Source organism: Desulfoluna sp. CLI2B (assembly GCF_056847375.1).
Window position 1 is genome coordinate 2,372,003 of sequence record NZ_CP186557.1, and the last position, 26,377, is coordinate 2,398,379.

General features: G+C 58.6%; 21 protein-coding genes. 7 read left to right on the forward strand and 14 right to left on the reverse strand.

The annotated features are described in order from the left end of the window. Positions 1-2 precede the first annotated feature (2 nt). Entirely contained in the window at positions 3-1,217 is a 1,215-nt protein-coding gene (locus tag ACOYW2_RS11325) for a D-alanyl-D-alanine carboxypeptidase/D-alanyl-D-alanine-endopeptidase (RefSeq protein WP_482770467.1), read from the forward strand. On the opposite strand, the gene folE2 is transcribed toward ACOYW2_RS11325, so the two are convergent. Next, on the reverse strand, positions 1,170-2,087 hold the full coding sequence (gene folE2, locus ACOYW2_RS11330) for a GTP cyclohydrolase FolE2 (protein ID WP_482770468.1): 918 nt from the start codon (positions 2,085-2,087) through the stop codon (positions 1,170-1,172). The two genes, ACOYW2_RS11325 and folE2, sit on opposite strands and share 48 nt — an antisense overlap. A 60-nt stretch (positions 2,088-2,147) precedes the next feature. Continuing rightward, positions 2,148-2,879 (reverse strand): PP-loop family protein, encoded by a 732-nt coding sequence (locus ACOYW2_RS11335; protein ID WP_482416243.1) that lies wholly within the window; start codon positions 2,877-2,879, stop codon positions 2,148-2,150. Positions 2,880-2,942: 63 nt separating this feature from the next. On the opposite strand from ACOYW2_RS11335, the gene ACOYW2_RS11340 reads away from it, so the two are divergent. Continuing rightward, the gene (locus tag ACOYW2_RS11340) at positions 2,943-3,074 is read left to right on the forward strand and encodes a hypothetical protein (protein WP_281374543.1); all 132 of its coding nucleotides are present in this window, start codon (positions 2,943-2,945) and stop codon (positions 3,072-3,074) included. Here the strand turns inward: ACOYW2_RS11340 and rpoZ are convergent. The 6 genes from rpoZ to lon form a co-directional block, all read right to left on the reverse strand. Next, positions 3,036-3,242, reverse strand: a complete 207-nt coding sequence (gene rpoZ, locus ACOYW2_RS11345) for a DNA-directed RNA polymerase subunit omega (RefSeq protein ID WP_482423016.1) — start codon at positions 3,240-3,242, stop codon at positions 3,036-3,038. The genes ACOYW2_RS11340 and rpoZ overlap by 39 nt on opposite strands. A 163-nt stretch (positions 3,243-3,405) precedes the next feature. After that, entirely contained in the window at positions 3,406-3,873 is a 468-nt protein-coding gene (greA, locus tag ACOYW2_RS11350) for a transcription elongation factor GreA (RefSeq protein ID WP_180144880.1), read from the reverse strand. A 206-nt stretch (positions 3,874-4,079) separates the two neighbouring features. Continuing rightward, positions 4,080-4,817, reverse strand: coding sequence for a CDP-diacylglycerol--serine O-phosphatidyltransferase (gene pssA / locus ACOYW2_RS11355; protein ID WP_482770469.1), 738 nt, complete (start codon positions 4,815-4,817; stop codon positions 4,080-4,082). Beyond that, a complete protein-coding gene (locus tag ACOYW2_RS11360) occupies positions 4,814-5,485 on the reverse strand; it encodes a phosphatidylserine decarboxylase family protein (protein WP_180144874.1) in 672 nt (223 codons plus the stop codon). The genes pssA and ACOYW2_RS11360 overlap by 4 nt, the downstream gene beginning before the upstream one ends. A gap of 301 nt (positions 5,486-5,786) precedes the next feature. Further along, on the reverse strand, positions 5,787-6,497 hold the full coding sequence (gene tsaB / locus ACOYW2_RS11365) for a tRNA (adenosine(37)-N6)-threonylcarbamoyltransferase complex dimerization subunit type 1 TsaB (protein ID WP_482770470.1): 711 nt from the start codon (positions 6,495-6,497) through the stop codon (positions 5,787-5,789). Beyond that, positions 6,494-8,971 (reverse strand): endopeptidase La, encoded by a 2,478-nt coding sequence (gene lon, locus ACOYW2_RS11370; RefSeq protein ID WP_482416240.1) that lies wholly within the window; start codon positions 8,969-8,971, stop codon positions 6,494-6,496. The genes tsaB and lon overlap by 4 nt, the downstream gene beginning before the upstream one ends. Positions 8,972-9,363: 392 nt before the next feature. Between lon and ACOYW2_RS11375 the strand changes: the two genes are divergently transcribed. From ACOYW2_RS11375 to ACOYW2_RS11390, 4 genes are all read left to right on the forward strand, one after another. Next, the gene (locus ACOYW2_RS11375) at positions 9,364-10,134 is read left to right on the forward strand and encodes a prepilin peptidase (RefSeq protein ID WP_482770471.1); all 771 of its coding nucleotides are present in this window, start codon (positions 9,364-9,366) and stop codon (positions 10,132-10,134) included. Between the two features lie 153 nt (positions 10,135-10,287). Continuing rightward, the gene (locus ACOYW2_RS11380) at positions 10,288-12,282 is read left to right on the forward strand and encodes an acyl CoA:acetate/3-ketoacid CoA transferase (RefSeq protein WP_482770472.1); all 1,995 of its coding nucleotides are present in this window, start codon (positions 10,288-10,290) and stop codon (positions 12,280-12,282) included. A gap of 571 nt (positions 12,283-12,853) precedes the next feature. Further along, a complete protein-coding gene (locus ACOYW2_RS11385) occupies positions 12,854-13,123 on the forward strand; it encodes an HU family DNA-binding protein (protein ID WP_092211056.1) in 270 nt (89 codons plus the stop codon). Positions 13,124-13,434: 311 nt separating this feature from the next. Next, complete coding sequence (locus tag ACOYW2_RS11390) at positions 13,435-14,199, forward strand: PilZ domain-containing protein (protein WP_482423021.1); 765 nt, start codon at positions 13,435-13,437, stop codon at positions 14,197-14,199. Between the two features lie 9 nt (positions 14,200-14,208). Here the strand turns inward: ACOYW2_RS11390 and uvrC are convergent, their stop codons facing one another. The 6 genes from uvrC to ACOYW2_RS11420 all read right to left on the reverse strand — a co-directional run bounded on the left by uvrC (position 14,209) and on the right by ACOYW2_RS11420 (position 24,551). Then, a complete protein-coding gene (gene uvrC, locus ACOYW2_RS11395; protein WP_482770473.1) occupies positions 14,209-16,035 on the reverse strand; it encodes an excinuclease ABC subunit UvrC in 1,827 nt (608 codons plus the stop codon). Next, a complete protein-coding gene (gene uvrB, locus ACOYW2_RS11400; protein ID WP_482416235.1) occupies positions 16,032-18,032 on the reverse strand; it encodes an excinuclease ABC subunit UvrB in 2,001 nt (666 codons plus the stop codon). The genes uvrC and uvrB overlap by 4 nt, the downstream gene beginning before the upstream one ends. Positions 18,033-18,151: 119 nt before the next feature. Further along, positions 18,152-19,594, reverse strand: a complete 1,443-nt coding sequence (cysS, locus tag ACOYW2_RS11405) for a cysteine--tRNA ligase (RefSeq protein ID WP_482416234.1) — start codon at positions 19,592-19,594, stop codon at positions 18,152-18,154. Between the two features lie 240 nt (positions 19,595-19,834). After that, complete coding sequence (ispF, locus tag ACOYW2_RS11410) at positions 19,835-20,314, reverse strand: 2-C-methyl-D-erythritol 2,4-cyclodiphosphate synthase (protein ID WP_482771017.1); 480 nt, start codon at positions 20,312-20,314, stop codon at positions 19,835-19,837. 120 nt (positions 20,315-20,434) lie between these two features. Beyond that, positions 20,435-22,111, reverse strand: a complete 1,677-nt coding sequence (locus ACOYW2_RS11415) for a glutamine--tRNA ligase/YqeY domain fusion protein (RefSeq protein WP_482770474.1) — start codon at positions 22,109-22,111, stop codon at positions 20,435-20,437. A gap of 457 nt (positions 22,112-22,568) precedes the next feature. Further along, complete coding sequence (locus ACOYW2_RS11420; RefSeq protein WP_482770475.1) at positions 22,569-24,551, reverse strand: alpha/beta hydrolase; 1,983 nt, start codon at positions 24,549-24,551, stop codon at positions 22,569-22,571. Positions 24,552-25,079: 528 nt separating this feature from the next. Here ACOYW2_RS11420 and ACOYW2_RS11425 point away from each other — a divergent pair. Further along, positions 25,080-26,018, forward strand: coding sequence for a DMT family transporter (locus ACOYW2_RS11425; protein ID WP_482770476.1), 939 nt, complete (start codon positions 25,080-25,082; stop codon positions 26,016-26,018). Positions 26,019-26,377 lie beyond the last annotated feature (359 nt).

Sequence of the window (26,377 nt, forward strand, 5' to 3'; positions counted from 1 at the left end):
CCATGAAACGCCCTTTATTAATCCTTGTGGGCCTCGCCTGTCTTCTCCTGCCCTCCCTGGCGGGCGGCGAGGTCCTGCCCCCATCCCTCACTGCTGTCCTTCGCCCTTCCGACGCCCTGCTGGTCACCGAAGAGCCCCACAGGGTGGTCTACGCCCAGAACCCCGACACCCTGTCCGTCCCCGCCTCCACTCTGAAGGTCGCCACGGCCCTGACGGCCTTCGAGACCTTGGGGGAGGATTACCGGTTCCCCACGGATGTGGCCCTTACCAAAGAAAATATCCTCTTCCTCAAAGGGTACGGCGACCCCCTGCTCACCTCCGAGGTGCTGGCAGCCTATGGGCAAAAGGTGGCAGGAGAGCTTGTCGCACGGGGAGTACGCCACATCACCGGCATCCGTGTGGACGACACCTACGTTGACCGCATCACCATCCCCGGGGTGTCCACCCGATCGACCCAGCCCTACGATGCCCCCAACGGGGCCCTCTGCGCCAATTTCAATACGGTGAATTATCGCAGGACAAACAAGGGAACCCTTGTGAGCGCCGAGCCCCAGACGCCCCTGCTTCCCTTTGTGGCCAAACGGATTCCACGGGATGCCCCGGGCGGGCGCATCCGCCTCTCCCCGACCGAGAGCCGCCTTTATGCGGGCCACCTCTTCGCCTGGTTCCTGAAACAGCACGGCATCACCGTTACGGGTACCGTGACGCCGCAGGCCATGCCGGAGGGTCCCCTCCCCTACACCCGGCGGCTTTTTTCCCCCTGGGCGATTCCCGAGGTTGTGCAAAAGCTCATGGCCTTCTCCAACAACTTCATGGCCAACCAGCTCTTCCTGGCCTCCGGCGCCCACTCCAAAGGGAGCCCCGCCACCCTGGAAAAAGGACGCAGCACCTTCTGCGATGTGATGAACCACCTCATCGGGCAGTGCCCCGCCGTGGTGGAAGGATCCGGCATCTCCCGGAAAAACGTGCTCACGGCGCGCACCATGGACGCCTTGCTGGTGTGCTTTGCGCCCCACGCCCCCCTGCTCCATGAAGAGAACGGCGCCCGTTACAAAACCGGAACCCTCAACGGGGTCTCCACCCGGGTGGGATACCTCACCATGCCCGACGGCCGGAAGTATCGCTTTGTCATCTTCACCCACCGCGCAAACGGAAACGCGGGCCGCATCTTAAAGGCCCTCAAGGCCGCCCTGGCCGCCCAGACACCCCACCAATAAAAAAACGGGCCCGCCGACGCATTGCGTCAACGGACCCGTTTCCATCATTCGTAGACCCGCAAAAGGGAGGCTCACGCTCCGGCGAACACCCCCTTTGGTGCTTGCGATATACGCATAGGCGCTGTGGTTGTGAATGGACTCAAAATTCTCAGCGCTCAGCTCGAACCAGGTGATGTTGTCGTCCCGGTTCAGGGCCGTGGCGATATCCCGGACAATGTCCTCAACAAACTTGGGGTTGTTGTAGGCCTGCTCCGTGACGTACTTTTCGTCCACACGCTTGAGCACCGAATAGATCTCGCACGACGCGGCCTGCTCCACTAGCTCGATCATGTCCTCGATCCAGTTGAACTTGCGAAATCGCGTGGCCAGTCGCACTTCACCGCGCTGATTGTGGGCTCCGTGGGCGCTGATCTCCTTGGAGCAAGGACACAGAGAGGTGATGGGAACCACCACCTCCGAGATCAAATCAACCTCGTCGTGTTCATTGCTCGTTCCCAGGAACCGGCACGAATAATCCACCAGCCCGGGGGAGTGGCTCTCCGGAGCAGTTTTCTCAATAAAATAGGGAAAAGTAATATCCACATGGGAAGATTTCGCGCCCAGGATTTTTTTCATCTCAACTAGTATACGAGAGAGGGTGGGAAGCGAAAGCTCCAGGTCGTTTCGAAAGGAATGCAACAGCTCGACGAAGCGACTCATATGGGTACCCTTGGAGTGGTGAGGCAGATCCACATACATGTTGATGGAGGCCACCGTATGCTGGGTTCCGTTGGACCTGTCCAGGACACGCACCGGGTATTTCAAATTTTTAATGCCGACCTGATCAATAGGAATATTGCGATAATCAGGCTGTTTCTGCATATCAATCATGTTGTCTGTTCCGTCCCCTGTCAAAGTGAGTTGTAGAACAACAAAAGCAAAGAAACGACGCTATGTCAACAAGTAGTCCAACCGGACCTGGCTCAGGGATCGGAAAAGATTTCCTTTGACGTGGGGATTATCCTTGCAAAGCGCAGTCAAAAGATCTTTGATTTCACGGCGTTTCGACACCGCCGCCGAAGGGCACGGGTTGGTGTAGACCGGCAACTCCTGTTCCGATGCAAACCGGACAATGTCGGCTTCCTCGGCCAGGTAGAGAGGCCGGATCACCGTAACTTCACCGTTAAACATCGACTGGTGAGGCATCATCGTGCTGATCTGTCCCGAGTAAAACATGTTGATGAGCAGGGTTTCAATGACATCATCCTTGTTATGACCCAGGGCCAGGGTGCGGCACCCCAGCTCGGAGGTCAATTCAAACAACCGCTTTCGTCTCAGGCGCGAACAGATAAAACAGGGGTTCGCGGCCTGCTCATCCTTGTGGGCTTCCGGGCCGTGATTCGTGATTTCGCACGTCAGGGTCAACCCCAGCCCGCGGCAATGCGCCGCCAGCTCGTCGGCAAACCCACCGTCGAATCCGGGATCAATATAGATCGGGTGGATGGAGTAAGTCACCGGGATCCTGCGAAGCCGCTCCACAAGAAGAGTCAAAAGAGTCAGACTGTCTTTTCCTCCCGAAAGCCCCAAAGCAATCCGGTCGCCGTCTTCAATCATGGCGTACTGGTGGATGGCTTTCCCCATGGCACGATTGAGGCGCTGGTATATTCGCGTTTCTCGTATCACATTGTTCCTGAAAATCTGTGGAATGGTTGGGTGGGCCCTGCAAAAGCCGGGAAGGAGAGGATCATGAAGGACGACAGCCACCCCTTCAGGCCGCCACAGAAACTGCGGCCCGAAGTGAAAGGTGACCTGTCACAGGCTGACCTGATCGAAAGCGGGCTACGACTCGTCTTCCGTTTTCAGGAAGACCTTGCCTGAGGCAATCTCTCTAAGGGCGGTGACAACATCTTCGTTGTTGGCGGACTGAACGACGAATTCAGCTCCGTCACGAATCTGACGTACGCGCTTGGAAGCCATATGCACGAGCATAAAGCGATTGGGTACCTTCTCAAGGCAATCTTCAACGGTTACTCTGGCCAAGGTCATTCTCCTTGTGTTCGAAAAATAACGTGTTTTGTATACCGGTCTGAAACGCGAAAAGCCGCGCTCTTCCGGGGGAAATCAACGGTCGTTACGGGTGAGCCGGGCCGTGACAAAAACGAAACCGGGCCCCATGCCGACTTATTACTATATACGAACCGATAAAAGATTACAAGATCTCAACAAGCTCGTAGAGTCGCTGGCCGCCGGGGGCCTGGACAGTCACTTCGCTTCCCGGAGCCTTGCCGAGGATGGCCTGACCCAGGGGGGACGAAACAGAGACCTTGCCCTTTGCAATGTCCGACTCTTCCTGACCGACCAGCTGATAGGTCACTTCTTCACCGGTGTCAACATTTTCAAGAACAAATCGGCTGGCGAAGACCACCTTGTCCGAGGGAAGGGTTTCGGGATCGATCACATCAGCGTTGGCGACCTTGTACTCCAGATCCATGATACGCCCTTCAATGAAGGACTGACGGTCTTTTGCCGCATCGTACTCGGCATTCTCCGAAAGGTCCCCATGGCTTCGTGCGACCTCGATGGCTTCAATGGTCTTGGGGCGGTCCACCGTCTTCAGCTGGTGGAGTTCCCTTTTCAACGTTTCGTAGCCTTCCTTGGTAATGGGAATGGTCTTCAAAATAGTGCTCCTGGTGTTTCTGTGGGACCCGGGCAAAAGCCCGACCCCGTTACAGTGTCCTTTAAAAACAAAAACCTCTTTCGCCTTTGGGATCCATCGACTGAATCCCCGGCAACGAAAGGGGCTTTGTCTGTTTATCTTTTCAGAAAGGCCCCATCATACATGAAGGAGCCTTGTTCTTACACAAAAAAAGCGCTGGGCGCGGATCAGGCGCGTCCTTCCGCCTGCTTGGCACGCCGGGCCAGCACAATGGTGAGGATGGGCCCGGAAACCACATAACAGAGCGAAATAACAAAAAGTGCCAGATGCGGTTTCTGCGCAATGAAGATGAAAACAAGGATGGCGGAAACCAGCATGTTAAACTTCATCTTCTTAAAGAGCTCGGCTTTTTTAAAGCTCTCGTATTTCACAGAGCTGACCATCAAAAACGACAGGGCGTACATGCCGAGCAGGAAAACAAGGGGAAACTCCGAAGCCGGCACACCAAACTTCGTGCAGAACATCACGGCCGTGGCGTTCATGCCCGCGGCAGCCGGAATGGGAAGCCCCAGAAAATGGTTGCTGGGCGTTGCCTCGGCCATGGTGTTGAACCGCGCAAGGCGCAGGGCCCCGCAGATGGTAAAAAGAAAAGCTGCAAGCCAACCGATGCGTCCCATGGGCTTCAAGATCCAAGAGAGACCTGCCAGGCGCCAGCCCAAGGAGACCAGGTCCGCCAGGGAGTCAAACTCAATGCCAAACTGGCTGGTGGTGTTGGTGGCGCGGGCAATCTTGCCGTCCAGTGAGTCAAAAACCACCGCAATCAAAATGGCAATGGCCGCGAACTCAAAGCGTCCCTCCAGAGCGGAGACAATGCAGAGGAACCCGAAGAACAGGTTCATGGATGTAAACGCGTTGGGCAGCAGGTAGATTCCTTTTTTCAGCCGTTCTTTTCGTGCATCTTTCATGAGAGTACCCCCATAACCGTTGTGCCGGCCTGAACTTTATCGCCGATGGCCACACGGCAGGCAAAGTCGGTGGGCAGGTAAAGATCGAGGCGAGAGCCAAAGCAGATCATGCCGTAGCGTCGGCCCCGAGTAACGCGGTCCCCTTCGTTTACGCCGCAGATAATGCGCCGGGCCACAAGCCCTGCAATCTGGACGGTGGCAAAGGTCACTCCCTGGTCTGTTTCAATCACCAGGGCATTGCGCTCGTTGTGCTCGGAGGCTTTGTCCAGGCTGGCGTTGAAAAACTTTCCGGGGTGGTAATGAATGGCCTTGACCGTGCCGTCAAAGGGGACCCTGTTGACATGCACGTTGAACACATTCATGAAAATGCTGATCTTAAAGCATTTCCCCTCGACATACGGGTTCTCGTCCACAACCTCGGCGAAAATCACCTTGCCATCCGCAGGGGACGAGAGATAGCCCTCCCCCACTTCCACGGCCCGGTCCGGGTCCCTGAAGAAGTAGCAGACAAACAGGGTGATGAAAAAAGAGATCAGGGCGAGGGTGTGGAAATGAATCCCTGCAAGGAAAAGAGTGGAAACACAGGCCACCACAATAAAGGGTATGCCGGGTTTTGCAACTTGAAATGCTTTCAGACTCGGTGTTTCAGGCCAGGTAAAACGATCCATTCGCGGTTCCAGTATTCATATGGTTGAAACGCCTCCGCCCACCGTCTCGCCCTGGTGCAAATACGCACCCGGGGACAGCCGACGCAAGACATCAATATCATCGTTGCTTATGCACGCTTCCTGTTGGCGTGGTGCATCTGATGAGGTCGGTAAGACTCACAGCCGCCATCCGTGCCATGGCAACAGATGGGAATCAAACGTTGTTTGCGGGGCGTCCACGCCCCGCAATCTCGGCATTTTTAAATGCCTCCTTCTGTATTGAGGAGTATCAGATCACCCATGCCTTGTCAAACGAAAGCCCCTAACCGTGCCCCTCTGAAGCATTTCGGAGCTCCAGGGCGATCTCGGCGTCCGACTTTCTCAGGTACAGAGGCGTCAGGGCAGCCGCGTCCTTCCCCTCCCCCCTTTCAAGGGCTTCCAGGGCAAGGGCCGCCACAACGGAAGGGCGGATAGTATCATACTCTGGAGCAAAAAAAACCTTTTCTTTCAAGGTGTTCTTAAAAAGATCCCCGTAGGCAGACGCACCGGTCCCGACACAGAGGACCTCACCGGTGAGCCGCTCCGAAAAGTCTTCCGGCCGAACAGCCTCGGGGGAAGAGACCTCGGTCACACCGCCTGTCCCGTCCGGCCGGTAGAGGGCCGCATACACCTCGCCCTTGCGGGCGTCGATCATGGAGGCAATGGGTTTTCCGGCCAGGGCCGCCCCCCGGGCCAGGGCCTCCAGGGTGCTGACCCCCACAACGGGTTTGCCCGCCACCTCGGCCAGCCCCTTGACCACACTCATGCCGATGCGCAGCCCGGTAAAACTGCCGGGCCCCACAGTGACAGCAAAGCCGTCCAGGTCTCCCAGGGCCAGCCCGGAACGGGAAAGGGTCTCATCCACCATGCCCAGCAGGTGGCGGGAATGGGTCTGGCGGCTTGTAAAGAGGCTCTCGGACAGAAGACCCTCCCCATCGGTGACGGCCACACCGCACGACAGGGTGGAGGTATCCACGGCAAGGAGTCGCATCATGCCGCCTCCTCTTTAGCCTTGCGCTTGCCTTTGGCCTTGGTCTTGCCTTTGGCGGCGGCAGCCTCCTCCTTCTTGAGGCGGGCAGCGTCCTCAGCCAGGGTGTCGAACCCCTCGATGGCGATCTTGAGCACATCGTCCAGGTGCCGGACAGGCACAAAGGAGATCCGCTTTTTCACACTCTGGGGAATCTCCGCCAGGTCCTTGGCATTCTTTACCGGAAACAGAACGGTCTTGATCCCGCCCCGCAAGGCCCCCAGGGCCTTTTCCTTCAAGCCGCCGATGGGCAGGACCCGCCCGCGCAGGGAAATCTCGCCGGTCATGGCCACATCACTGCTCACCGGCCGGTCCACCACGGCGGAGAACAGGGAGGTGGCAATGGCAATGCCCGCCGAAGGCCCGTCCTTGGGGGTGGCCCCGTCCGGCACGTGGATGTGGATATCCAGGTCATCGAAACTGTCCTTGAATCCCAGGCCTGCAAGGGCATGGCGCGTATAGCTCATGGCCGCCTTCACAGACTCCTGCATCACCTCGCCCAGCTGGCCGGTGACAATGAGTTCCCCCTTGCCGGGAATGATGGAGGTTTCCACATAGAGCACCTCCCCGCCCACCTGGGTCCAGGCGAGGCCGGTGGAAAGGCCCACCTGGCTCTCTTCCTTGTCCAGCTCCGAGAGATACTTCGGGGGACCAAGGTACTTTTCCAGATTGGCGCGGCTGACACGCTGCCCGCCCTTGGCGCCTTCGGCCACCTTGCGGGCGATCTTGCGGCAGACAGAACCCAGCTCGCGTTCCAGGCTTCGAACCCCGGCCTCCAGGGTGTAGTGCTGAATGACGTCGTCCAGGGCCCCTGCGCTCAGCTGCAGGTGACGCTTTTTCAGGCCGTTCTCCTTGACCTGTCGGGGCAGCAGGTAGTTATCGGCAATGACCCGCTTCTCTTCATGGCTGTACCCGGAGAGATAGATCACCTCCATGCGGTCCAGCAGGGCCGACGGAATGGTATCCAGCTGGTTGGCCGTAAGGATGAACATCACCTTGGACAGGTCAAAGGCGATGTTCAGGTAATGGTCGCTGAACTCGTTGTTCTGCTCGGGATCCAGGGCCTCCAGGAGCGCCGACGAGGGGTCCCCCTTGTAATCGGAACCCAGCTTGTCCACCTCGTCCATCATAAAGACGGGGTTGTTGGAGCCGCACTGCTTCAGCCCCTGGATGATCCGGCCGGGCAAGGCCCCGATGTAGGTCCTTCTGTGGCCGCGGATCTCTGCTTCGTCTCGGATGCCGCCCAGGGAGATGCGCACGAACTCCCGTTTCATGGCCGCTGCAATGGCTTTGCCCAGGGAGGTCTTGCCCACCCCAGGAGGGCCCACAAAGCAGAGGATGGACCCCTTCACATTGGGGTTGAGCTTTCGAACGCTTAAAAATTCAAGGATGCGCTCCTTGACTTTTTCCAGTCCATAGTGCTCTTCGTCCAGCACCTTGGCCGCGCGCTTGATGTTGAGGTGGTCTTTGGTGCTGACGCTCCAGGGGAGTTCCACCATCCAATCCAGGTAGGTCCGGATCACCGAGGCTTCCGACGAATCGGAGTGCATCTGCTCCAAACGCTTGAGCTGCTTCAGGGCCTCTTTTTCCGCTGCCGGAGACATGCCGGCCTTGGCAATGTTCTCCTTGTACTCGGTGAGTTCTGCGATCCTGTCGTCCTGCTCGCCGAGCTCCCGATTGATGGCCCTCACCTGCTCCCGCAGGTAAAAATCACGCTGGGTCTTGGAGATCTCGTCCCGCACATCGGTCTGGATCTTGACCTGCACCGCGGACAGTTCCACCTCCCGGCTGAGGTACCCGTAAACCTTCTTCAGCCGCTCCATGGGATCCTGGCATTCGAGGACCTGCTGGGCCTCGTCCACCCGCAGCCGCAGGTTGGAAGCCACAAGGTCGGCCAGCTTGCCCGGAGAGTCGATGCTCTCCAGCACCGCGGACACCTCCGTGCTGAACTCCCCTTTGAGGGTCAGGATCTTTTCGCTCTGCTCTCGGACATTGCGCATAAGGGCCTCGGCGGTGAGATCCATCTCCGGAGAGGCTTCCTCCTCGATCTGCTCAAGACGCACCTTGAAAAACGGCGATTCGTCCACGTATTCCACGACCCGTCCCTTGGCCATGCCCTGGACCAGGGCCTTGATCTTGCCGTCGGGCAGCTTCACCATGCGAAGGACCTTGCCCACGGTGCCCACGGTGAAGATCTCTTCGGTCTTCGGTTCTTCGTCCGCCGGATCCTTCTGGGCCGCAAGGAAAATGAAGCGATCCCCTTCCAGGGCATGCTCCACGGCGCGCACCGACCTGTCCCTGCCGATGAACAGGGGCAGGAGCATGTCATTGAAGATCACCACATCCCGAACAGGCATCAAGGGAAGAATTTCAGGGATTTCGTTATCGGGAACCTCTTCTTCGATGAGGTTGATCAGATCGTCTTTGTCGGTAACAGCCATTCCAACTCCTGCATATGATGCGATGGCCCCGCAGCCCGGGAAAGGGTCCCGGCTCCCCGGCGGAGAAAAACCGACCGGGAAGACGTCAAAGGCGCAGGCGAGATGTCTAAAAATCGACGATTTTTTGACGCCATCATGATTTTTTGAACGCAAACATCATCCCCCGGGCAGCGCGCCGTGTTGCCACAACGCCCGAAACGGCCTCCAGACAAGGTTTTTCCGGGGAATAGGGAGAGCTACGGAGTAATTATAAGACACATTTCCCCATTTACAATATCATTCTTGATTTTTTTGGCCACGGCTTCTATTTTACCCGGGTATGAGGCCGACGACCCAAGGCGGCCGACGGGCCAGCCGCCCACGACATCCACCCGATGAAGCAGGAAAAATTCATGATCCCCTTATTCGTTAGCCTGGCCGCCCTCTGTTACGGCCTCTGCGTGGGCAGCTTTCTCAATGTCTGTATCTACAGGGTGCCCCTCTCCCGCTCCATTGTCAGGCCGGGTTCTGCCTGCCCCTCCTGCGGTACGGCCATCCGCTGGTACGACAACATCCCCGTGGTGAGCTACCTTATATTAATGGGGCGATGCCGAGCCTGCAAACACCGCGTTTCCATCCGCTACCCGGCCATCGAGGCCCGCCGCCTCATGGCCCTTGTCGCCCTGTATAGCTTCGGGCCCACCCTGAGCGCCCTGGCCCATTTTCTGTTTTACTGCGTGCTCATCACCCTCACCTTCATCGACATCGATCATCGCATCATCCCCGATGTGATCTCCCTGCCGGGAATTCCCATTTTCTTCCTGCTCTCCTTTGCCGTCCCCACCCTCTCCTGGCAGGATGCCGCACTGGGAATCCTTGCCGGAGGCGGCAGCCTCTGGCTCATTGCCTGGGGATATGAACGGGCCACGGGCAAAGCGGGCATGGGTGGCGGCGACATCAAGCTGCTGGGGATGATGGGTGCATTCATCGGCTGGGAAGGTGTGTTGTTCACCGTCTTCTTCTCTTCTCTCACCGGCAGTGTCATCGGGCTCTCCATCATGCTCGTCCAGAGGGGCAACATGAAAATGGCCATCCCCTACGGCCCCTTCCTGGCCGCCGGGGGCGTGGCCTACACCCTCTTCGGCGCGCGCCTTATCAGCTGGTACTTCGGCCTCATGGGCTAACCTGGATATTTCGTCCTACAGCACCTCCCGACGGGGCAGCCGCCCCGTCGTTTTTCCCCACACCCAAGACGCCCCTGGCACCCTCTCCCCCTTCTCTGGTAAACTATCGGAAACACGCCATCATGTCTCCGACACCCCCATATGGAGGTTGCCATGCCTACCCCAAAAAACCAGGGCTCGTCCCATCCCATTCTTTCAAGCCTCTCCCCCCTTGTCTCCCCAAAGGGAAAAGTGGTCAACGCCCGCGAAGCAGCCGAGGTGATCCAGAGTGGGGACACCATCGGATTCGGCGGGTTTGTGGGCATCGGGTTTCCCGAAGAGTTCGCCGTGACCCTGGAAGAGCGCTTCACACGGACGGGTACCCCGTCAGAGCTTACCCTCGTCTACGCCGCAGGCATGGGGGACGGCGCCTCCAAAGGCCTCAACCACCTGGGCCAGAAGGGAATGCTCAAACGGGTCATCGGCGGGCACTGGGGACTGGTCCCCGCCCTCCAGGCCCTGGCCGTGGCCGATGAGATCGAAGCGTACAACCTCCCCCAGGGCGTGCTCTGCCACCTCTACAGGGACATTGCCGCAGGCCGCCCCGTCACCCTCAGCCGGGTGGGTTTAAACACCTTTGTGGACCCGCGCATCGACGGCGGGAAAATCAACCGCTGCACCCACGAGGACCTGGTCACCTCCATGGAGATCCACGGGGAACGTTACCTCGCCTACAAAACCTTCCCCATTGATGTGGCTGTCATCCGGGGCACCACCGCCGACACCCTGGGCAACATCACCATGGAAAAAGAGGCCCTGGTCCTGGAGAGCCTCGCCCTGGCCATGGCTGCCAAGAACTCCGGCGGCGTGGTCATCGCCCAGGTGGAGCGCATCGCCGAAAAAAGGACCCTCCCCCCAAAGGCTGTCAAAGTGCCCGGCATCATGGTGGACAGCGTCTTTGTCTCCAAGCCGGAATACCATCACCAGACCTTTGCCGAGGCCTACAACCCCGCGTACAGCGGCGAAGTCCGCATCCCCCTGCAGCACATGCCGCCCATGGACCTGACCCCGCGCAAGATCATCGCCCGCCGTGCCGCCATGGAGCTGCGCGTCAACTGTGTGACGAACCTGGGTATCGGCATGCCCGAGGGCATCGCCTCCGTGGCCCATGAAGAGGGCATCCTCGACTACATCACCCTCACGGCAGAGCCAGGCCTCATCGGCGGGGTCCCGGCCGGGGGCCTGAGCTTCGGCGCAGGCACCAATCCCGACGCCGTCATCGACCAACCCGCCCAGTTCGACTTCTACGACGGAGGCGGCCTGGACATCGCCTTCCTTGGCCTGGCCCAGGCCGACAGCCACGGCAACCTCAACGTCAGCCGGTTCGGTCCCCGTATCGCCGGGGCCGGAGGGTTCATCAACATCAGCCAGAACGCACGCCGGGTGGTCTTCACCGGTACCTTCACGGCCAAGGGCCTCTCGATTGGCATTGCCGACGGCGCCCTGGAGATTCTCCGGGAAGGGTCCGTTCAGAAATTCATGGCCGATGTGGAACAGGTGACCTTCAGCGGGGACTACGCGCGGCAGCGCAACCAGCCGGTCCTCTTTGTGACGGAGCGATGCGTCTTTGCCCTCACGGCCCAGGGGATGACCCTCACAGAGGTGGCCCCCGGCATCGACCTTGCGAAAGACATCCTTGCCCACATGGCCTTCGAACCTGCCATGCCCTTCCCACCGGCCCCCATGGACAGCCGGATTTTCCGCACCGACCCCATGGGCCTCAAGGACGACCTCCTGGCCGTCAAACTCAGCGACCGACTCACCTACAACGAAGAGTCCAATCTCTTCTTTGTCAATTTCGAAGGGCTGGTGGTGGATTCACCGGAGATGATCGAGGAGATACAGGAAGCGGTGGAATCCAAACTCAAGACAATAGACAGGCAGGTCTTTGCCGTGGTCAACTACGACCATTTCCAGATCCACCCCGAACTCATGGAGCCCTATACCGCCATGGTCAAACACATTGTCGCCACCTATTATTCAGGGGTCACCCGATACACAACCAGCACCTTCCTGAAAATGAAGCTCAAAGACGCCCTGTCCAAGCGGGGAGTGGCCCCCCACATCTATGAAACAGGGGCCGAAGCCGTCAAGGTCCTGCTGAAATAGACCGCCTGCAGAATCCTTCGAGGGTAACCAAACCGCTTTGAAGGCCTGAACACCCTTTCAAAACGGCCTCTCTTCGCGTATTATCCCGAGAAATACGGGCCCGATCAACGGTCCCGCAGCAAGACTCTCCCCTTGAAATCCGGACGAAGCGACGGTTTCTCAAACCCGCGCCATCGCGGTTGAAAGAGGAAAATTTACTCATTGTTAAAGCGCTGTATTTATTAGACTTATCAACAAAACCCCTTCAATATTTCCATACCTCTCACCCTGTTTACTCATCTGCCGGAAGTGTGCCCCCAACACGGGTTATTCATCATTGTCAAACCTTAAAGAGCCCATATATCAAGTCTTTTGGGCTTTTTTTTTTGACATCCAACTCAATTATTGCTTGACACTTAGAAACCAAATAAGTACGGTGATCTTCAAAAAAGGCCGCCAATATTGGACTTCGCCTTACCAGATAGGATACTCACTGCATGTCGTATCCTGATTTCCCGATATACACTGCATTACTGAATAACATCATAAGCAAGCCGTTGTTTAAAACCCCTTACAAAAAGGAGATTCAAGGATGAACAAAGGTGATCTCGTCAACGAAGTTGCAAAAGTTGTCAGCTCCAAAAAAGAAGCTCAGGCAGCCGTAGACTGTGTCCTTTCCACCATCACCGATGCCCTCACCGGTAACGACGCCGTGACCCTCGTTGGCTTCGGCACCTTCAAGGCCGTTGAAAGAAAAGCCCGCAAAGGCCGCAATCCCCAGACCGGTCAGGAGATCAGCATCGACGCACGCAAGGTTCCCAAGTTTGTACCTGGCAAGGCTCTGAAAGACGCTTTGAAGTAGGCGGACGACTGTTTTTTCCGTGTCCGTCTGTCTACACTACCAGGCGGACACACTTTTTTTCGCCGTTTTACCTCTCCCTGAATTCGCCGTTTCGCAATCAGTCATTTTCCCGCCGCACAGAATACACAACCTTCCGTTATTTTAGCCCATCCCCTTCATATTACTGAATTCGCAAACCTGTCTGTTCCCCTGCAGCCCCAACAGGGTTTGTCTATGGCTTTGATTTTTGCACGGCCTTGTGGTAGATGAATCCCATGTTCTGCGGCTTGAGCCGCGCCCAAAAGAAACAGGATAACAGAAGGAATTTCCCGTTGGCCACAGCACCCGTTGACGACTCTGTCCTTAGACCCGGAACCGGTATTGATCTTGTCATAGACCTGCACAGCCTGAGCCCCGTCTCCTATGCCTCGGTCATCTTTGAAGCGGACCCGGCCTCCAGGCGACTCACCGTGGCAGCCACTGGGGCATCCTGGGCCTCCGAAGATGCGGCAAGCAGGCAGCTCCACGTAAGCACCATGGTCCGGATGGACTCCGGAGAAAAGAAACGCATCGGGTTCCCCTGCAAGATCCTCAAGACGCTCCCCGGCTACCGCCTGGCCAACGGAAACACCACCCAGGCCCTCGCCTTGAGCTACGACCCCACCCCGGAAGATGTCAACGTCCGCTCCGCCTTTCGATACATCCCCACCGCTACCCACGAGGTGCTGGGCAAACTTGTCGTCGGCAGCCATGATTTTTTCTCAGGAAAGCAGTTCCGCATCTGCAATATATCCACCACCGGGGTCGGCCTGATCATCCCTCGCCTCCTGGGCAAAGGAAAAAACCCCCTTGCCGGGCTTGAAGCGGGCCATGTGGGCCGGTTGGGCATCGTGCTCCGGGACCACAGCCAAAAAAAAGAGCAGCTCCATACCATGGACACTGCCCTCTCGGTGGTCCGGGTGAACCGCCGATTCAATGAACTCTCCCTGTTTGCCGGATGCCGATTCACCCGCCTGAAGAGCGCGGATGAAGAGGTGCTGAGTCACTTCATCCACAACGCCCAACTCCACGAAATCCGCAGCCTCACCCATACCTGACCCAAAGGATCACTCCAGGGCGCGCCGGATGGCCCCGGCAATCTCCTGCGTGATGCCGGGCAGGGCCGCGAGCTCGTCTTCAGACGCGGCCTTCATGGCCGTAATTCCCCCGAAATGCTTGAGGAGCATGGTCTTCCTCTTCTTCCCCACCCCGGGCACATGGTCCAGTTTCGAAGAAACCGACCGCTTGCCGCGCACACGACGCTGAAAAGTGATGGCAAACCGGTGCACTTCGTCCCGCATGCGCTGAAGAAAGAGGAGCAGGTCGGGCTGCATCCCCATGTTCACGGGATTGGAACGCCCGGGAAGATAAATTTTGTCCTGGGTCTCACCGGCCTCCTCGCGCATCTTGGCGATGCCGATCACCGTAAAAGCCCCCAGAAGCCCCAGCTCCTCCAGGACCCGGGTCGCCACATTGAGCTGCCCTTTTCCCCCGTCCACCATCAAAAGATCCGGCAGGGGCTCCCGTTTCACCGGGTCCCCGAAACGCCGGGTGAGCACCTCGGCCATGGAGGCGTAGTCGTCGTACCGCGTATCGGCCTTGATGCGGAAGGTTCGGTAGTCGCTCTTCTTGGGCCGCCCGTTTTCAAACACCACCATCCCCGAAACCGGGTCGTTGCCCGCCGTGTTGGAGTTGTCGTAGGACTCGATGCGCTCGGGAAGCCGGTCCATGCCCAGGCGTTTCATGAGGTTCTCTAAAACCTTGCGGTCCGCGTCCGCCCCAGACATGATCTCCTCCAGGCGTTTTTCTCCGTTTTTGCGGGCCATGGCCATGAGCTTTGCCTTTTCCCCCCGGGAGGGAAACAGAAGCTGCACACGGCGCCCTGCGGTCTCCCGCAGATGGTCGGATACGGTCTCAACCCCATCGAAACGATGGGAAACCAGCACCTCGGAAGGGGCGGCATGTTTTTCGTAGTACTGGCAGATAAAATTCGCTGCGACCTCTTCGGGCCCAGCCATGGTCTCCAGGAGATGAACGCTCCGGCTCCCCAGGAGCACACCGCCGCGCACCTGCATCAGCGTGATGCAGACCGCGGGCCCGTGCATGCAGACATCCACCACGTCCCGGTCCCCCATGTCCGTAGCCACCACCACCTGCTTTTCAAGGGTCTTCTCCACGGCAAAGAGGCGATCCCTCAACTCGGCCGCCTCTTCGAAGCGCTCTTCGGTGGCGCACCGGACCATCTCTGCCCTCAGGCTCTCCACCAGCTCCGGGGTGCGCCCTTTAAGAAACAGGATGACCTGAGAGACCATCTCCATGTAGGCCTCGCGGGAAACATCCAGGCAGCACGGGGCCAGGCAGAGGCCCATCTGGTGGTTGAGACAGGGCCGAGACCTGCTCTTGAGGGTACTGTTGGTGCATTTCCTCAGTTTAAAGTGACGGTTGATGAACTTCACCGTGGCGTGCACGGCCGAAGACGAGGTGTAGGGGCCGAAATAGAGAGCCCCGTCCTTTTCAATACGGCGTACGATGGCCAGGCCCGGCCACTCCTCGTTGGGGTCTATCCGCAGGGAGGGATAGCGCTTATCGTCTTTGAGGATAATGTTGTAACGAGGCTTGTGGCGGGTAATGAGGCTGCTCTCCAGAATAAGCGCCTCTTTTTCCGTGGCCGTCACCACGGTATCCAGGGAGACCACCTTGCGGACCAGGGCCGCAGTCTTGGGGTCTGTGTGTGTGCGATTAAAGTAACTGGAGACCCGCTTCTTCAGATTCTTGGCCTTGCCCACATAGATGACGGTCCCCTTTTCGTCTTTGAACCGGTACACCCCCGGGTCCGTCACAAGGCAGTTCAACTGCTCGGCCAGGGCCTCCGGAATCATGATGCCCTGGTTCACGACGCCTCCCCTATCCGCTTCCTGATCTCCTGAATCTGGTCCCGCAGGCGAGCGGCCTTTTCAAACTCCAGGTTGCGGGCCGCCTCCTGCATGGAGGCCTCCAGGGTTTCCAGGAGGGCGCCGTCGTCCATGGACTCGGCCCCGTACTCGGCCACCTCTTCCATCACCGCGTCATCCGCGGTTTCGTCGTCAAAATGGTAAAGCTCCCCGAAGCTGCTCTGAATCTCCCGGGAGATGGTGGCCGGAACAATGCCGTGCTTTTCGTTGTACGCCATCTGGATGGCCCGTCGACGCTTGGTCTCGTCCATGGCGTACTGCATGGAGCCGGTGATGTTATCCCCATAGAGAATCACCTTGCCGTTGGCGTTTCGCGCGGCCCTGCCGCAGGTCTGCACCAGGGACCGCTCCGACCGGAGGAAGCCCTCTTTATCGGCGTCCAGAACCGCCACCAGGGAGACCTCCGGGATATCAAGGCCCTCCCGCAGGAGGTTGATGCCCACCAGCACGTCGAACTTGCCCAGGCGCAGGTCCCGGACAATCTCGATGCGCTCCATGGTCTTGACGTCCGAGTGCATGTAGCGCACCCGTACCCCGAGGTCGGTGAGGTAGTCGGTGAGGTCCTCGGCCATGCGCTTGGTCAGGGTGGTGACCAGCACGCGCTCCCGGGCCGCCAGGCGTTTCCGGATCTCTTCGTAGAGGTCGTCCACCTGGTTCTCGGCGGGCTTCACCACGATTTCGGGATCCACCAGGCCCGTGGGACGGACAATCTGCTCCACCACCATGCCGTCGGCGGCCTCCATCTCGTACTCCGCAGGGGTGGCGGAGACAAAAATGGCCTGCCCGCGCTTGTTTTCGAACTCCTCGAACTTCAGGGGCCGGTTGTCCAGGGCCGAGGGCAGGCGAAAGCCGTAGCCCACCAGGGTCTCCTTGCGTGAGCGATCCCCCTTGTACATGGCCCGCACCTGCGGAAGGGCGATATGGCTCTCATCCACCAGCAGGAGAAAATCATCGGGGAAATAGTCCAGGAGGGTGGGCGGCGCCTCCCCTGCATTGCGCCCGGAGAGGTACCGGGAGTAGTTCTCGATGCCGTTGCAGTAACCGATCTCCCGCAGCATCTCCAGGTCCAGGCGGGTCCGTTCGTCGATGCGCTGGGCCTCAATGAGCTTGTTGAGCCGATGGAAGTGCTCCACACGGTCCTTGAGCTCCACCTCCACATTGCTGAGCATCTTCTTGAGGGTGCTCTTTCGGGTGACGTAGTGGCTGGCCGGATAGATGACGGTGCGCTTAAGCTTTCGCAGGGTCTTGCCCGTGAGGGGGTCGAACTCGGCCAGGGTGTCGATCTCATCCCCGAAAAATTCCACCCGCACAGCCACCTTCTCCTCGTAAGCCGGAAAAATCTCCACCCGGTCCCCCCGCACGCGGAAGGAGCCCCGGTGAAAATCGATGTCGCTGCGTTCGTACTGGATGGAGACAAGGTCTGTGAGCAGAGACTCCCGGCTCCGCTCATCCCCGGTGGAGAGCTCCACCCTCAGGGCCAGGTAGTCCTCCGGCGCCCCGAGGCCGTAGATGCAGGAGACACTGGCCACCACGATGACATCCCGCCGCGACAGGACGTTGCGGGTTGCCGAATGGCGCATCTTGTCGATGAGCTCGTTGATGGCCGAGTCTTTCTGGATGTAGGTGTCGCTGCTGGGAATGTACGCTTCCGGCTGGTAGTAGTCGTAATAGCTGACAAAGTACTCCACGGCGTTGTCCGGAAAAAGCTCCCGGAACTCGCTGTAGAGCTGGGCCGCCAGGATCTTGTTGGGAGCCAGCACCAGGGTGGGACGCTGGGTCTGCTCCACCACGTGGGCCATGGTGAAGGTCTTGCCCGACCCCGTCACCCCCAGGAGGACCTGATTGGCGGTTCCCTTGTTCAGCTCCTTTACCAGGCGGCGGATCGCCTTGGGCTGATCGCCCTGGGGGGTAAATGACGATACAATTTTAAATGGTTCCATGGCGATATAACCTGCCTGTCTGCGAGGAGTCCCGATAAACACAAAAAAAAGCGGTCCGTATGCCGGGCCGCTTTTTTTTATCGATTGATGGTCCCGGAAGGGGTGAACAGCGCCTTGGCCTAGTCCATCATCTTCCAGGTGGTACCGCCGGGGCCGTCTTCAATGGCGACCCCCATGGCGGTCAATTCTTCGCGGATCTCATCGGCCCGCTGAAAGTTTTTGGCCTTGCGCACCTCGGCCCGTTCCTGAATCAGGGCCTCCACGCGGCTTGCGTCCACTCCGGATTTGTCCTTCTTGGCCTCGAAGTACTCATACGGGTTCTCGTTGAGAACCCCGAGGATGTTGGCCATCTTGAACAGGTCCACCATGTGCCCGTCGATCTCGATCTTGGACTCAAAGGCGTTCTCATCGGTCATCTCGTCGATGGTGCGGTTCGTGGCGCGAAGGGCTTCGAACAGGGCCGCCATGCCGCGGGCCGTGTTGAAGTCGTCTTCCATGCCTTCGCAGAACTCACGGAAGAGGTCCCCGAACTTGTTGTTGAACGACTGGAGCCGCAGGATGCTCAGGTTGCCGAACTCATCGGAGATGCGACGCAGCAGGGTGTAGAGCTTGTCCAGGTTGCCTGCGGCCTCTTTCATGGCCTGCTCATTGTAATCGATGGGGCTGCGGTAGTGGTTGGAGAGCAGGAAGAGACGCACCGCCTCAGGATGATAGTTCTTGAGGACATCCTTGATCATGGTGGTGTTGCCCAGGGACTTGGACATCTTCTCGGCGTTGATGTTCACAAAACCGTTGTGCATCCAGTACTTCACAAAGGGGGCGTCAAAGGCGGCCTCGGACTGGGCGATCTCGTTTTCGTGGTGGGGAAAGATCAGGTCCTTGCCGCCGCCGTGGATATCGATGGTCTCCCCCAGAAGACGGGAGCTCATGGCCGAGCACTCAATGTGCCAGCCGGGCCGTCCCATGCCCCAGGGGCTTTCCCAAGCGGGCTCACCCGGTTTCTGGGCCTTCCACAGGGCAAAGTCAAAGGGGTTCTCCTTGCGGTCGTCCACTTCGATGCGGGCCCCGGCCTCCATGTCCTCCAGTTTTCGACCGGAGAGCTTGCCGTAGCCGTCAAAAGAGGTGACGCGGAAGTAGACGTCGCCGTCCACGGGGTAGGCCTTGCCCTTGTCGATGAGTCGCGTAATCAGGGCAATGATGTCGTCGATGTGTTCCGTGGCCAGGGGGGCAAGGTCCGGACGCTTGACGTGCAGGGCGTCCATGTCCCGATGGAACTCATCCATGTACTTCTCGGCCACGGCCTTGGCCGTTACCCCAAGCTGCTCGGCACGGTTGATGATCTTGTCGTCGATGTCGGTGAAGTTTCGAGCATAGGTCACATCCAGGCCCAGGCCTTTGAGGTAGCGGTACACCACGTCGAAGAAGATCACGGATCGGGCATGGCCGATATGGCTGGAGTCGTAGACCGTAGGCCCACAGACGTACATCTTGACCTCGCCCTCTTCGATGGGTTGAAACTCTTCTTTCTGTCCGGACAATGTGTTGTAAATGCGAAGCGCCATGCTCAGTTCACCGTCTCTTCTCTGTCGTTATCATTCGGGCACGCTGTGTGCCGCCTTATGTATCCGCTGTAGGGCCGTTGTGCCGCCCTCAACGCTCAAGCCCCGTCACCGGGGCCCTCATCTGTAAAAGTCAGTTTAGATAATCATCACGATTGCCGCCCCTGTCAAGGCATCAGAGGGGCGACCAAAGGATAAATCTGCAATGAATCGCTGTGGGCCACACCCAGGGCAGGCACGGATTCAGCTCTCCACTTTTTGTATGAGGGCCGCGCAAAGAGCCGCCATGCCCTCCCCGCGCCCCACGGGCCCCAGCCCCTCGGTGGTGGTGGCCTTGATGTTCACTGCATCGGGATCCAGGCAGAGCACTTCTGCGATGTTCTCCCGCATGGCCGCCTTGTAGGGGGAAATTTTGGGTTTTTCCGCCATGAGGGTGGCGTCGATGTTCACCACCTCATACCCCTTCTCATCCAAGAGGGCCGTGCAGTGGGCCAGCAGCACCAGGCTGCTGATTCCCTTGAAACGGGAGTCGCTGTCCGGGAAGTGTTCCCCGATATCCCCCAGGCCCGCCGCCCCCAACAGGGCGTCACACACCGCATGGAGGAGCACATCGGCATCGGAGTGCCCCAGGAGCCCTTTCTCATAAGGCACCGTCACCCCGCCCAGGACCAGCTCACGCCCTTCCACCAGGCGATGAACATCATACCCTTTTCCTATTCGTATCACGTTTTGCCTCCAACGCCAGGGAATGAGCCAGGTTGCAAATGCTTCCAAGGCCTGTTTGTCAAACTTTTTAAACGTTTGGCCTCCGGCAGGGCCGCCGGAGGCGTTTTTTCCCGGCTCTTATTTGTTCATTTTGGCCCAGGCGTCACGCAGGGTGGCGGTGCGGTTGAACACCGGCTTTTCCGGGGTGCTGTCCACGGGATCGAGGTTAAAGTACCCGGTGCGTTCAAACTGAAAGAAGGCCCCGTTTTCGTTCTTCTCCACCCCCGGTTCGACTTTGCAGTCCGCAAGGACGGTAAGGGAATCGGGGTTGAGGTTATCCAGAAAGGAGTCCCCTTCTTTTTCCGGGTTTTCCACCTTAAAGAGGCGATCGTAGAGCCGGACCTCGGCGTTGACTGCGTGACGGGCGGAGACCCAGTGAATGGTGCCCTTGACCTTGCGGTTGTCAGGGGTGGAGCCCCCTTTGGACTCGGGGTCGTAGGTGCAGAGGAGTTCTACCACCTCGCCTGCCTCATTCTTCACCACGTCGGTGCAGGTGAGGTAGTAAGCGCTTCGGAGGCGCACCTCACGGCCGGGTCCCAGGCGGAAGAACTTCTTGGGGGGCTCTTCCATGAAATCGTTCTGCTCGATGTAGAGTTCCCTGCAGAAGGGCACCTTGCGCGTGCCCATCTCCGGTTTCTGGGGATGGTTCATGACGTCCATCTCCTCCACCAGGTCTTCGGGGTAGTTGGTGACGGTAACCTTAAGGGGCGCCAGCACACCCATGACCCGGGGTGCCTTTTCGTTCAGATCCTCACGGACGCAGTCTTCCAGGATGGTGTAGTCGATGCGGCTCTCCTTTTTGGAGATGCCGATGCGACGGCAGAAGTTGCGCAGGGCCTCGGGGGTATAACCGCGCCTGCGGATCCCGCTGATGGTGGGCATGCGGGGGTCGTCCCACCCGCTGACATGGCCCTGATCCACCAGCTGGAGGAGCTTGCGCTTGCTGAGGACCGTGTAGCTGATGTTGAGCCGGGAAAACTCAATCTGCTGGGGATGGCTCGGGGTCTTGAGGGTCTCCAGCACCCAGTCGTACAGGGGGCGGTGGTCGGCAAACTCCAGGGTACACAGGGAGTGGGTGATGCCCTCCATGGCGTCGGAGAGGCAGTGGGTAAAGTCGTACATGGGGTAGATGCACCAGGCATCACCGGTGCGGTGGTGATCGGCCTTGCGGATTCGGTAGATGGCCGGGTCCCGCATGTTCATGTTGGGGGAAGCCATGTCGATCTTGGCCCTGAGGATGTGGGTGCCCTCCTCGAAATCACCCCGTTTCATGCCCTCCAAAAGGGCCAGGTTCTCTTCCACGCTGCGGTCCCGGTAGGGGCTGTTCTTGCCCGGCTCGGTGAGGGTGCCACGGTACTCACGGATCTCTTCTGCGGTGAGGCTGTCCACATAGGCCTTGCCCATTTTGACCAGCTCCACGGCGTAGGCGTAGAGGGCCTCAAAGTAATCGGAGGCGTACCGGGGCTCACCGTTCCAGGAGAAGCCCAGCCAGGAGACGTCTGCCTTGATGGCGTCGATGTACTCCACGTCCTCTTTTTCCGGGTTGGTGTCGTCGAAACGCAGGTTGCAGACAGCCCCCTCGTACTCCTCGGCAATGCCGAAGTTGAGGCAGAGGGACTTGGCGTGTCCTATATGAAGGTAGCCGTTGGGCTCGGGCGGGAAACGGGTCACCACGCCTTCGTGTTTCCCGGAAGCCAGGTCTTCGTTGATAATGTTTCGAATAAAATCAACCGGTTTGTTTTCGGTCTCGCTCATGTACGGCAGCTCCCTCTTGGCTCACACCCGTTGTTGTGTGATGGTGTCGTCTGAAATGTATGAAAAAGCGGCAGCAAACGGGCTCTTCCCTGCGTAAAAAGGCGGCCCTGTTCCCTGCGGCGGTCTTCTGCTCAAAATCGATATTTTTATCACAACCCCCGTGCCAACACAAAAGGAATCACCGGTGGTCGCAGGGGCAACGCATTTAAAAAATCAGTTGCCTCCGGCGGGTCGCTTTTTGAAAAAGGCTCCGCAAAAACGTTCCGGTAATCAAGGCGCTTATCTCAAGCCCCGCAGGGGCTGGAGATAAGCGCCTTTATAAATTAAAAAAGAAGAGGGGCTATGCTCTGCGGTAACGCATCTTCAAAAAACAAAACCTGTTTGTCAAACCCAAGGCATCTAAATTGGCAAACGTTTTGCCCCCGGCAGGGCCGCCGGAGGCAAAAATCTAAATGCGTTAACCCTGCCGGTGGTCGGCCAGGAACTCCACCACGGCCCGGTAGACCTTTTCGCTCCCCTCATGGAGAAGAATCCCATGTCGGGAAAAATTGAAAAGCCGGTACTCCTTGTCTTCGGAGGCGATGCGATCAAAAATCTTCCGGCTTCCCTTGGGGCTCACCACAGGATCCCGAGCCGACTGCACGATGAGGGCGGGCATGGTGATCTCTTCGAGCTTGGGCGCCAGCTGGTCCATGAGGCGATCGATCTCCCGAATCCCGGAGACGGGGTTGCGCGCGTAGTTGATGTGGGGGTTCTCCGGCCGGTTCTCAATGAACTCCTTGCGCACCCGGTCGATGCGAAGCCGCTTCATGAGGGCGTTCCAGGTGTCCACCGCCGGCACGAACCGGCTGGAATAGTCTTGGAGTTTCATGGGCGGGGCCACGGCAAAGACCCCTTTCACCCCGTCGGCTACGGCAATGCGGGTCACAAGGTCCAGGGCCAGCCCCGCGCCCATGGAAAAGCCCCCCACAAACAGGGTGTCGCACATGTTCTTCAGCAGGGCGTACCCCTCCTCCACCGAGACCACCCAGTTCAGGTAGCGCTGCTCGGCAAGGTCCTCGGGGGCGGTGCCATGCCCCTGGAGCCGAGGCATGTAGACCCAGTAACCATGGCGCTGGAGTTCGTCGGCAAGGCCCCTGACTTCTGCCGGGGCCGCCATGTATCCGTGGACGAGAAGGACACCCCGCCTCTCCTCGTCCCCCTTGAGGAGACAGGGGCTCCCGATTTCAGCGGGCTTGGTCTCTCCGTCAATGAAAAAGGCCTCGCGGTCTTTGGTGAAGTCGTTGATCCCTTTCTCCATCAACAGCCCGAAAATCCGCCGCCGCACCTGGGCAGCGGGCTCCCGGGCCACCTGGTCCACAAAGGCGGTGAAATCCGTCAGGGGCTCCACCTCGTTGGCCATCACCATCAAGGGATTCTGGATGCGCAGGGTATGGAACTGCCCTTCGTCCCCCAACAGCTCGGTGTTGCGGATGATGTCCCCCTCTTCGCTTCGCCTCACCACCCCCTTGGCCTCGGCCACCTCCATGATGTTGGAAAATTTTTCGTACCGGTCGTCGGTGAGCAGGTGGCTCTGGGAATCCTCCAGGCTGGAGTGGATGTAGATCCCGATCTGCTTGCGAAGCCAGTCGCTCACCACAAAGGCCCGGGTCTTCAAATCCATGGGGTCGATGTAATCGCTTCTGTGGCGCATCATCAGCAGGGCGAAGATGTGGTCGTGGTTCACCGTGGTCATGCTGTAGATGGCCCTCATGTAGGCCTTCATCAAGGTACGCGAGGCTTCCCGGAGCACGTCCCTGGAGTTGATGGGGTCGTCGAAGTTGATGGGGTCGGTGGTGGCGATGTCCCAGGCCACCACCGGATTCTTGAGATAGGGCCGCACCTTGATGGGCTTGCCGAACCGGACATCCACGTCCACCCCGTCCAGGAGCATGCTCCCCTCGGTCATGAGCTCTTCCAGGGTACGGGTGGAGGGATTGTCCAGCAGGGAACCGGTGATGCGACTGATGATGGACTCCCGGGCCCGCAAGGGGTAGTAGGTAATGTTCACCGGCACGATGGAGGTGGCCTGGTCCAACCTGGCCTCAGACGCCTCCATGCCAAACATCGCCAGCAGACGCAGGTACTCTTCCGGCTTCTTCTCCTGCATCACCTTCAGGCGCTCCCTGTAAAACTCCGTGCGCAGGCCCAGGGTGGCCGCACCGGTTCGAGGCGGATGAGGGCCTCCCTCGGCGCGAATCACGAACTCCCCGTTTTCGTAAATTTTCTTGGTCTTGACCATGCGCCCTTCCGGAAAAATCACCCAGTTGGCCTCACCGGTAAGCAGGGTCTTCACCATGAGCCTGTCCCGGTCCGGGTCCCGCGTGGAAACCGCCCCGGCCTCGCTGATGAAGTCCCCCACGAACCCCTTGAACAGGGCGGAATCGGCCAGGGACCACACAGCACTGCGGTTTCCCAAGGTGCAGGGGAAGGAAAATAGTTTCAATGCGGGTGAAATGGTTCACGGCAAAGATGACGGACCCGTCGGGGATGTTTTCCTCACCGTACAGGTTCACCCGGGCGCGGGCCATGTCATAGATGGCCTTGATGGCCAGTCCGGTGGAATGAAAGGCAAATCGGTTCATGATCAGTCTCTCCGAAAAACAGGATGTGTCAGCGTGAAGGGTGAGAAACAGATCCCGTGAGGGGATACGGACACGAACATTAAACAGGGTTTGGTTTCAAAAGTCCATACCCATTGACAATTCCTGCAATAGGCAAATCCATTTGCATGGTTGCATAGTACAGCAGGCCGTCTGACCGGCACGGGACACATGGGCGGAAAAGAGCCGCCCGAGTCCCCTCCCTGCCTTTTCCTCCTCCGTCCCCTCCGGAATGGTCCCCTTTGTGACCCGTTGGCCCTGATGACATCCCGGCGCCACCTTATATAAAAATCCAATACGGGCATGCCCGCCCGAACCATTGCCTTATGAGCCAGCCGTCCAACAAATTACTCGGATTTTCATCGGTCTTTGCATCGGCCGTCTGTTTCTACCTCGCCACCGCCGCCCTCAGATGGGCAAGACTCAGCGGGGTGACCATCGATTCGGCCAACTTCGTCTTCGGACGCTTTTTCCTGGGGTTCGTCATGGTCGGCGTCCTCCTCGTCATGAAAAAACGGCCCCCTAAGCCTGTAAACTGGCACTATCTCATCGGCAGGACCCTGGCCAACACCATGGCCGTCTACTGTTTTTTCAAGGCCGTGGACCTCACCAGCGTGGCCGAGGGCAATATCCTCAACATGACCTATCCTCTGTTTGTGGCCCTGGTGAGTTGGTTTACCCTGAAGGATGAGCGCAACTACGCATCCATCTGCGTGGTCCTCATTGCTTTTGCCGGGGTGGTGATGATCCTCGTGCCGGACATGGTCCACAGCGGCCTCTTCTCCCACTTCAATATCAACTCCCTCTGGGGACTGGGATCGGGCATCAGCGCGTCGGTGGCCATCATCTACCTCAACCTCTCGCGGCGGGTCCACTCCACGGAGACCACCCTCTTTTTCATGTTCGCCCTGGGGTGTGTCATCATTTTTCTTCTCTTCCGGGACCGCATTGTCTGGCCCGGCGGCAAAGCCCTCTTCTTTGTGGGGCTCTGTTCGGTGGTGAGCGTCATGGGGCAGGTCTTCATCACCTTTGGGTTCCGGTTTGTCACCGCCGTGGAAGGAAGCATCATCTCGTCTTCCCGCATCCTTCTGGCCGCACTCCTGGGCCCTGTCATCGCCGCCGAACCCGCCCTCACCCTCGTCGGGTGGCTCGGAGCCTTCTACCTCCGGGCGTGCGCCACCCGGCCATGGCCCCCAAAAAGGCCACGCCGACCGCCAGGGGGTGATGAGACGCCTTTTCTCACCCCCCATGCCATCACCGGGTGAATATCCGCAGAGGTCCTCCTCAATTCGGATACGTCACCCGGTGGCCCAGTTAGGTATATAAGAAAAAAGACCCACCGCTTAGGAAGCCTTTCCCCCCTCCCCTTTTAACGAGGAAAAAGTTCCCTCAACACTCCACGCAAAAGCGTCTTGGTTTCGCTTAATAAGACACCCGTAAAAAGCGTGCCGTTACTTGCGATAGCACTTGACATTTAATTTCGGGTAAAATAACATCGTTTACGCATACTAACATCTCCCTCAGTTGAGTTATTTTGAGACATTGCCCATGGCGGATCCGGTTTTGAGTCGCGCCGACACAAAACGTTGTTTATGTGCCTTACCTCAGGACACACACCGGTACC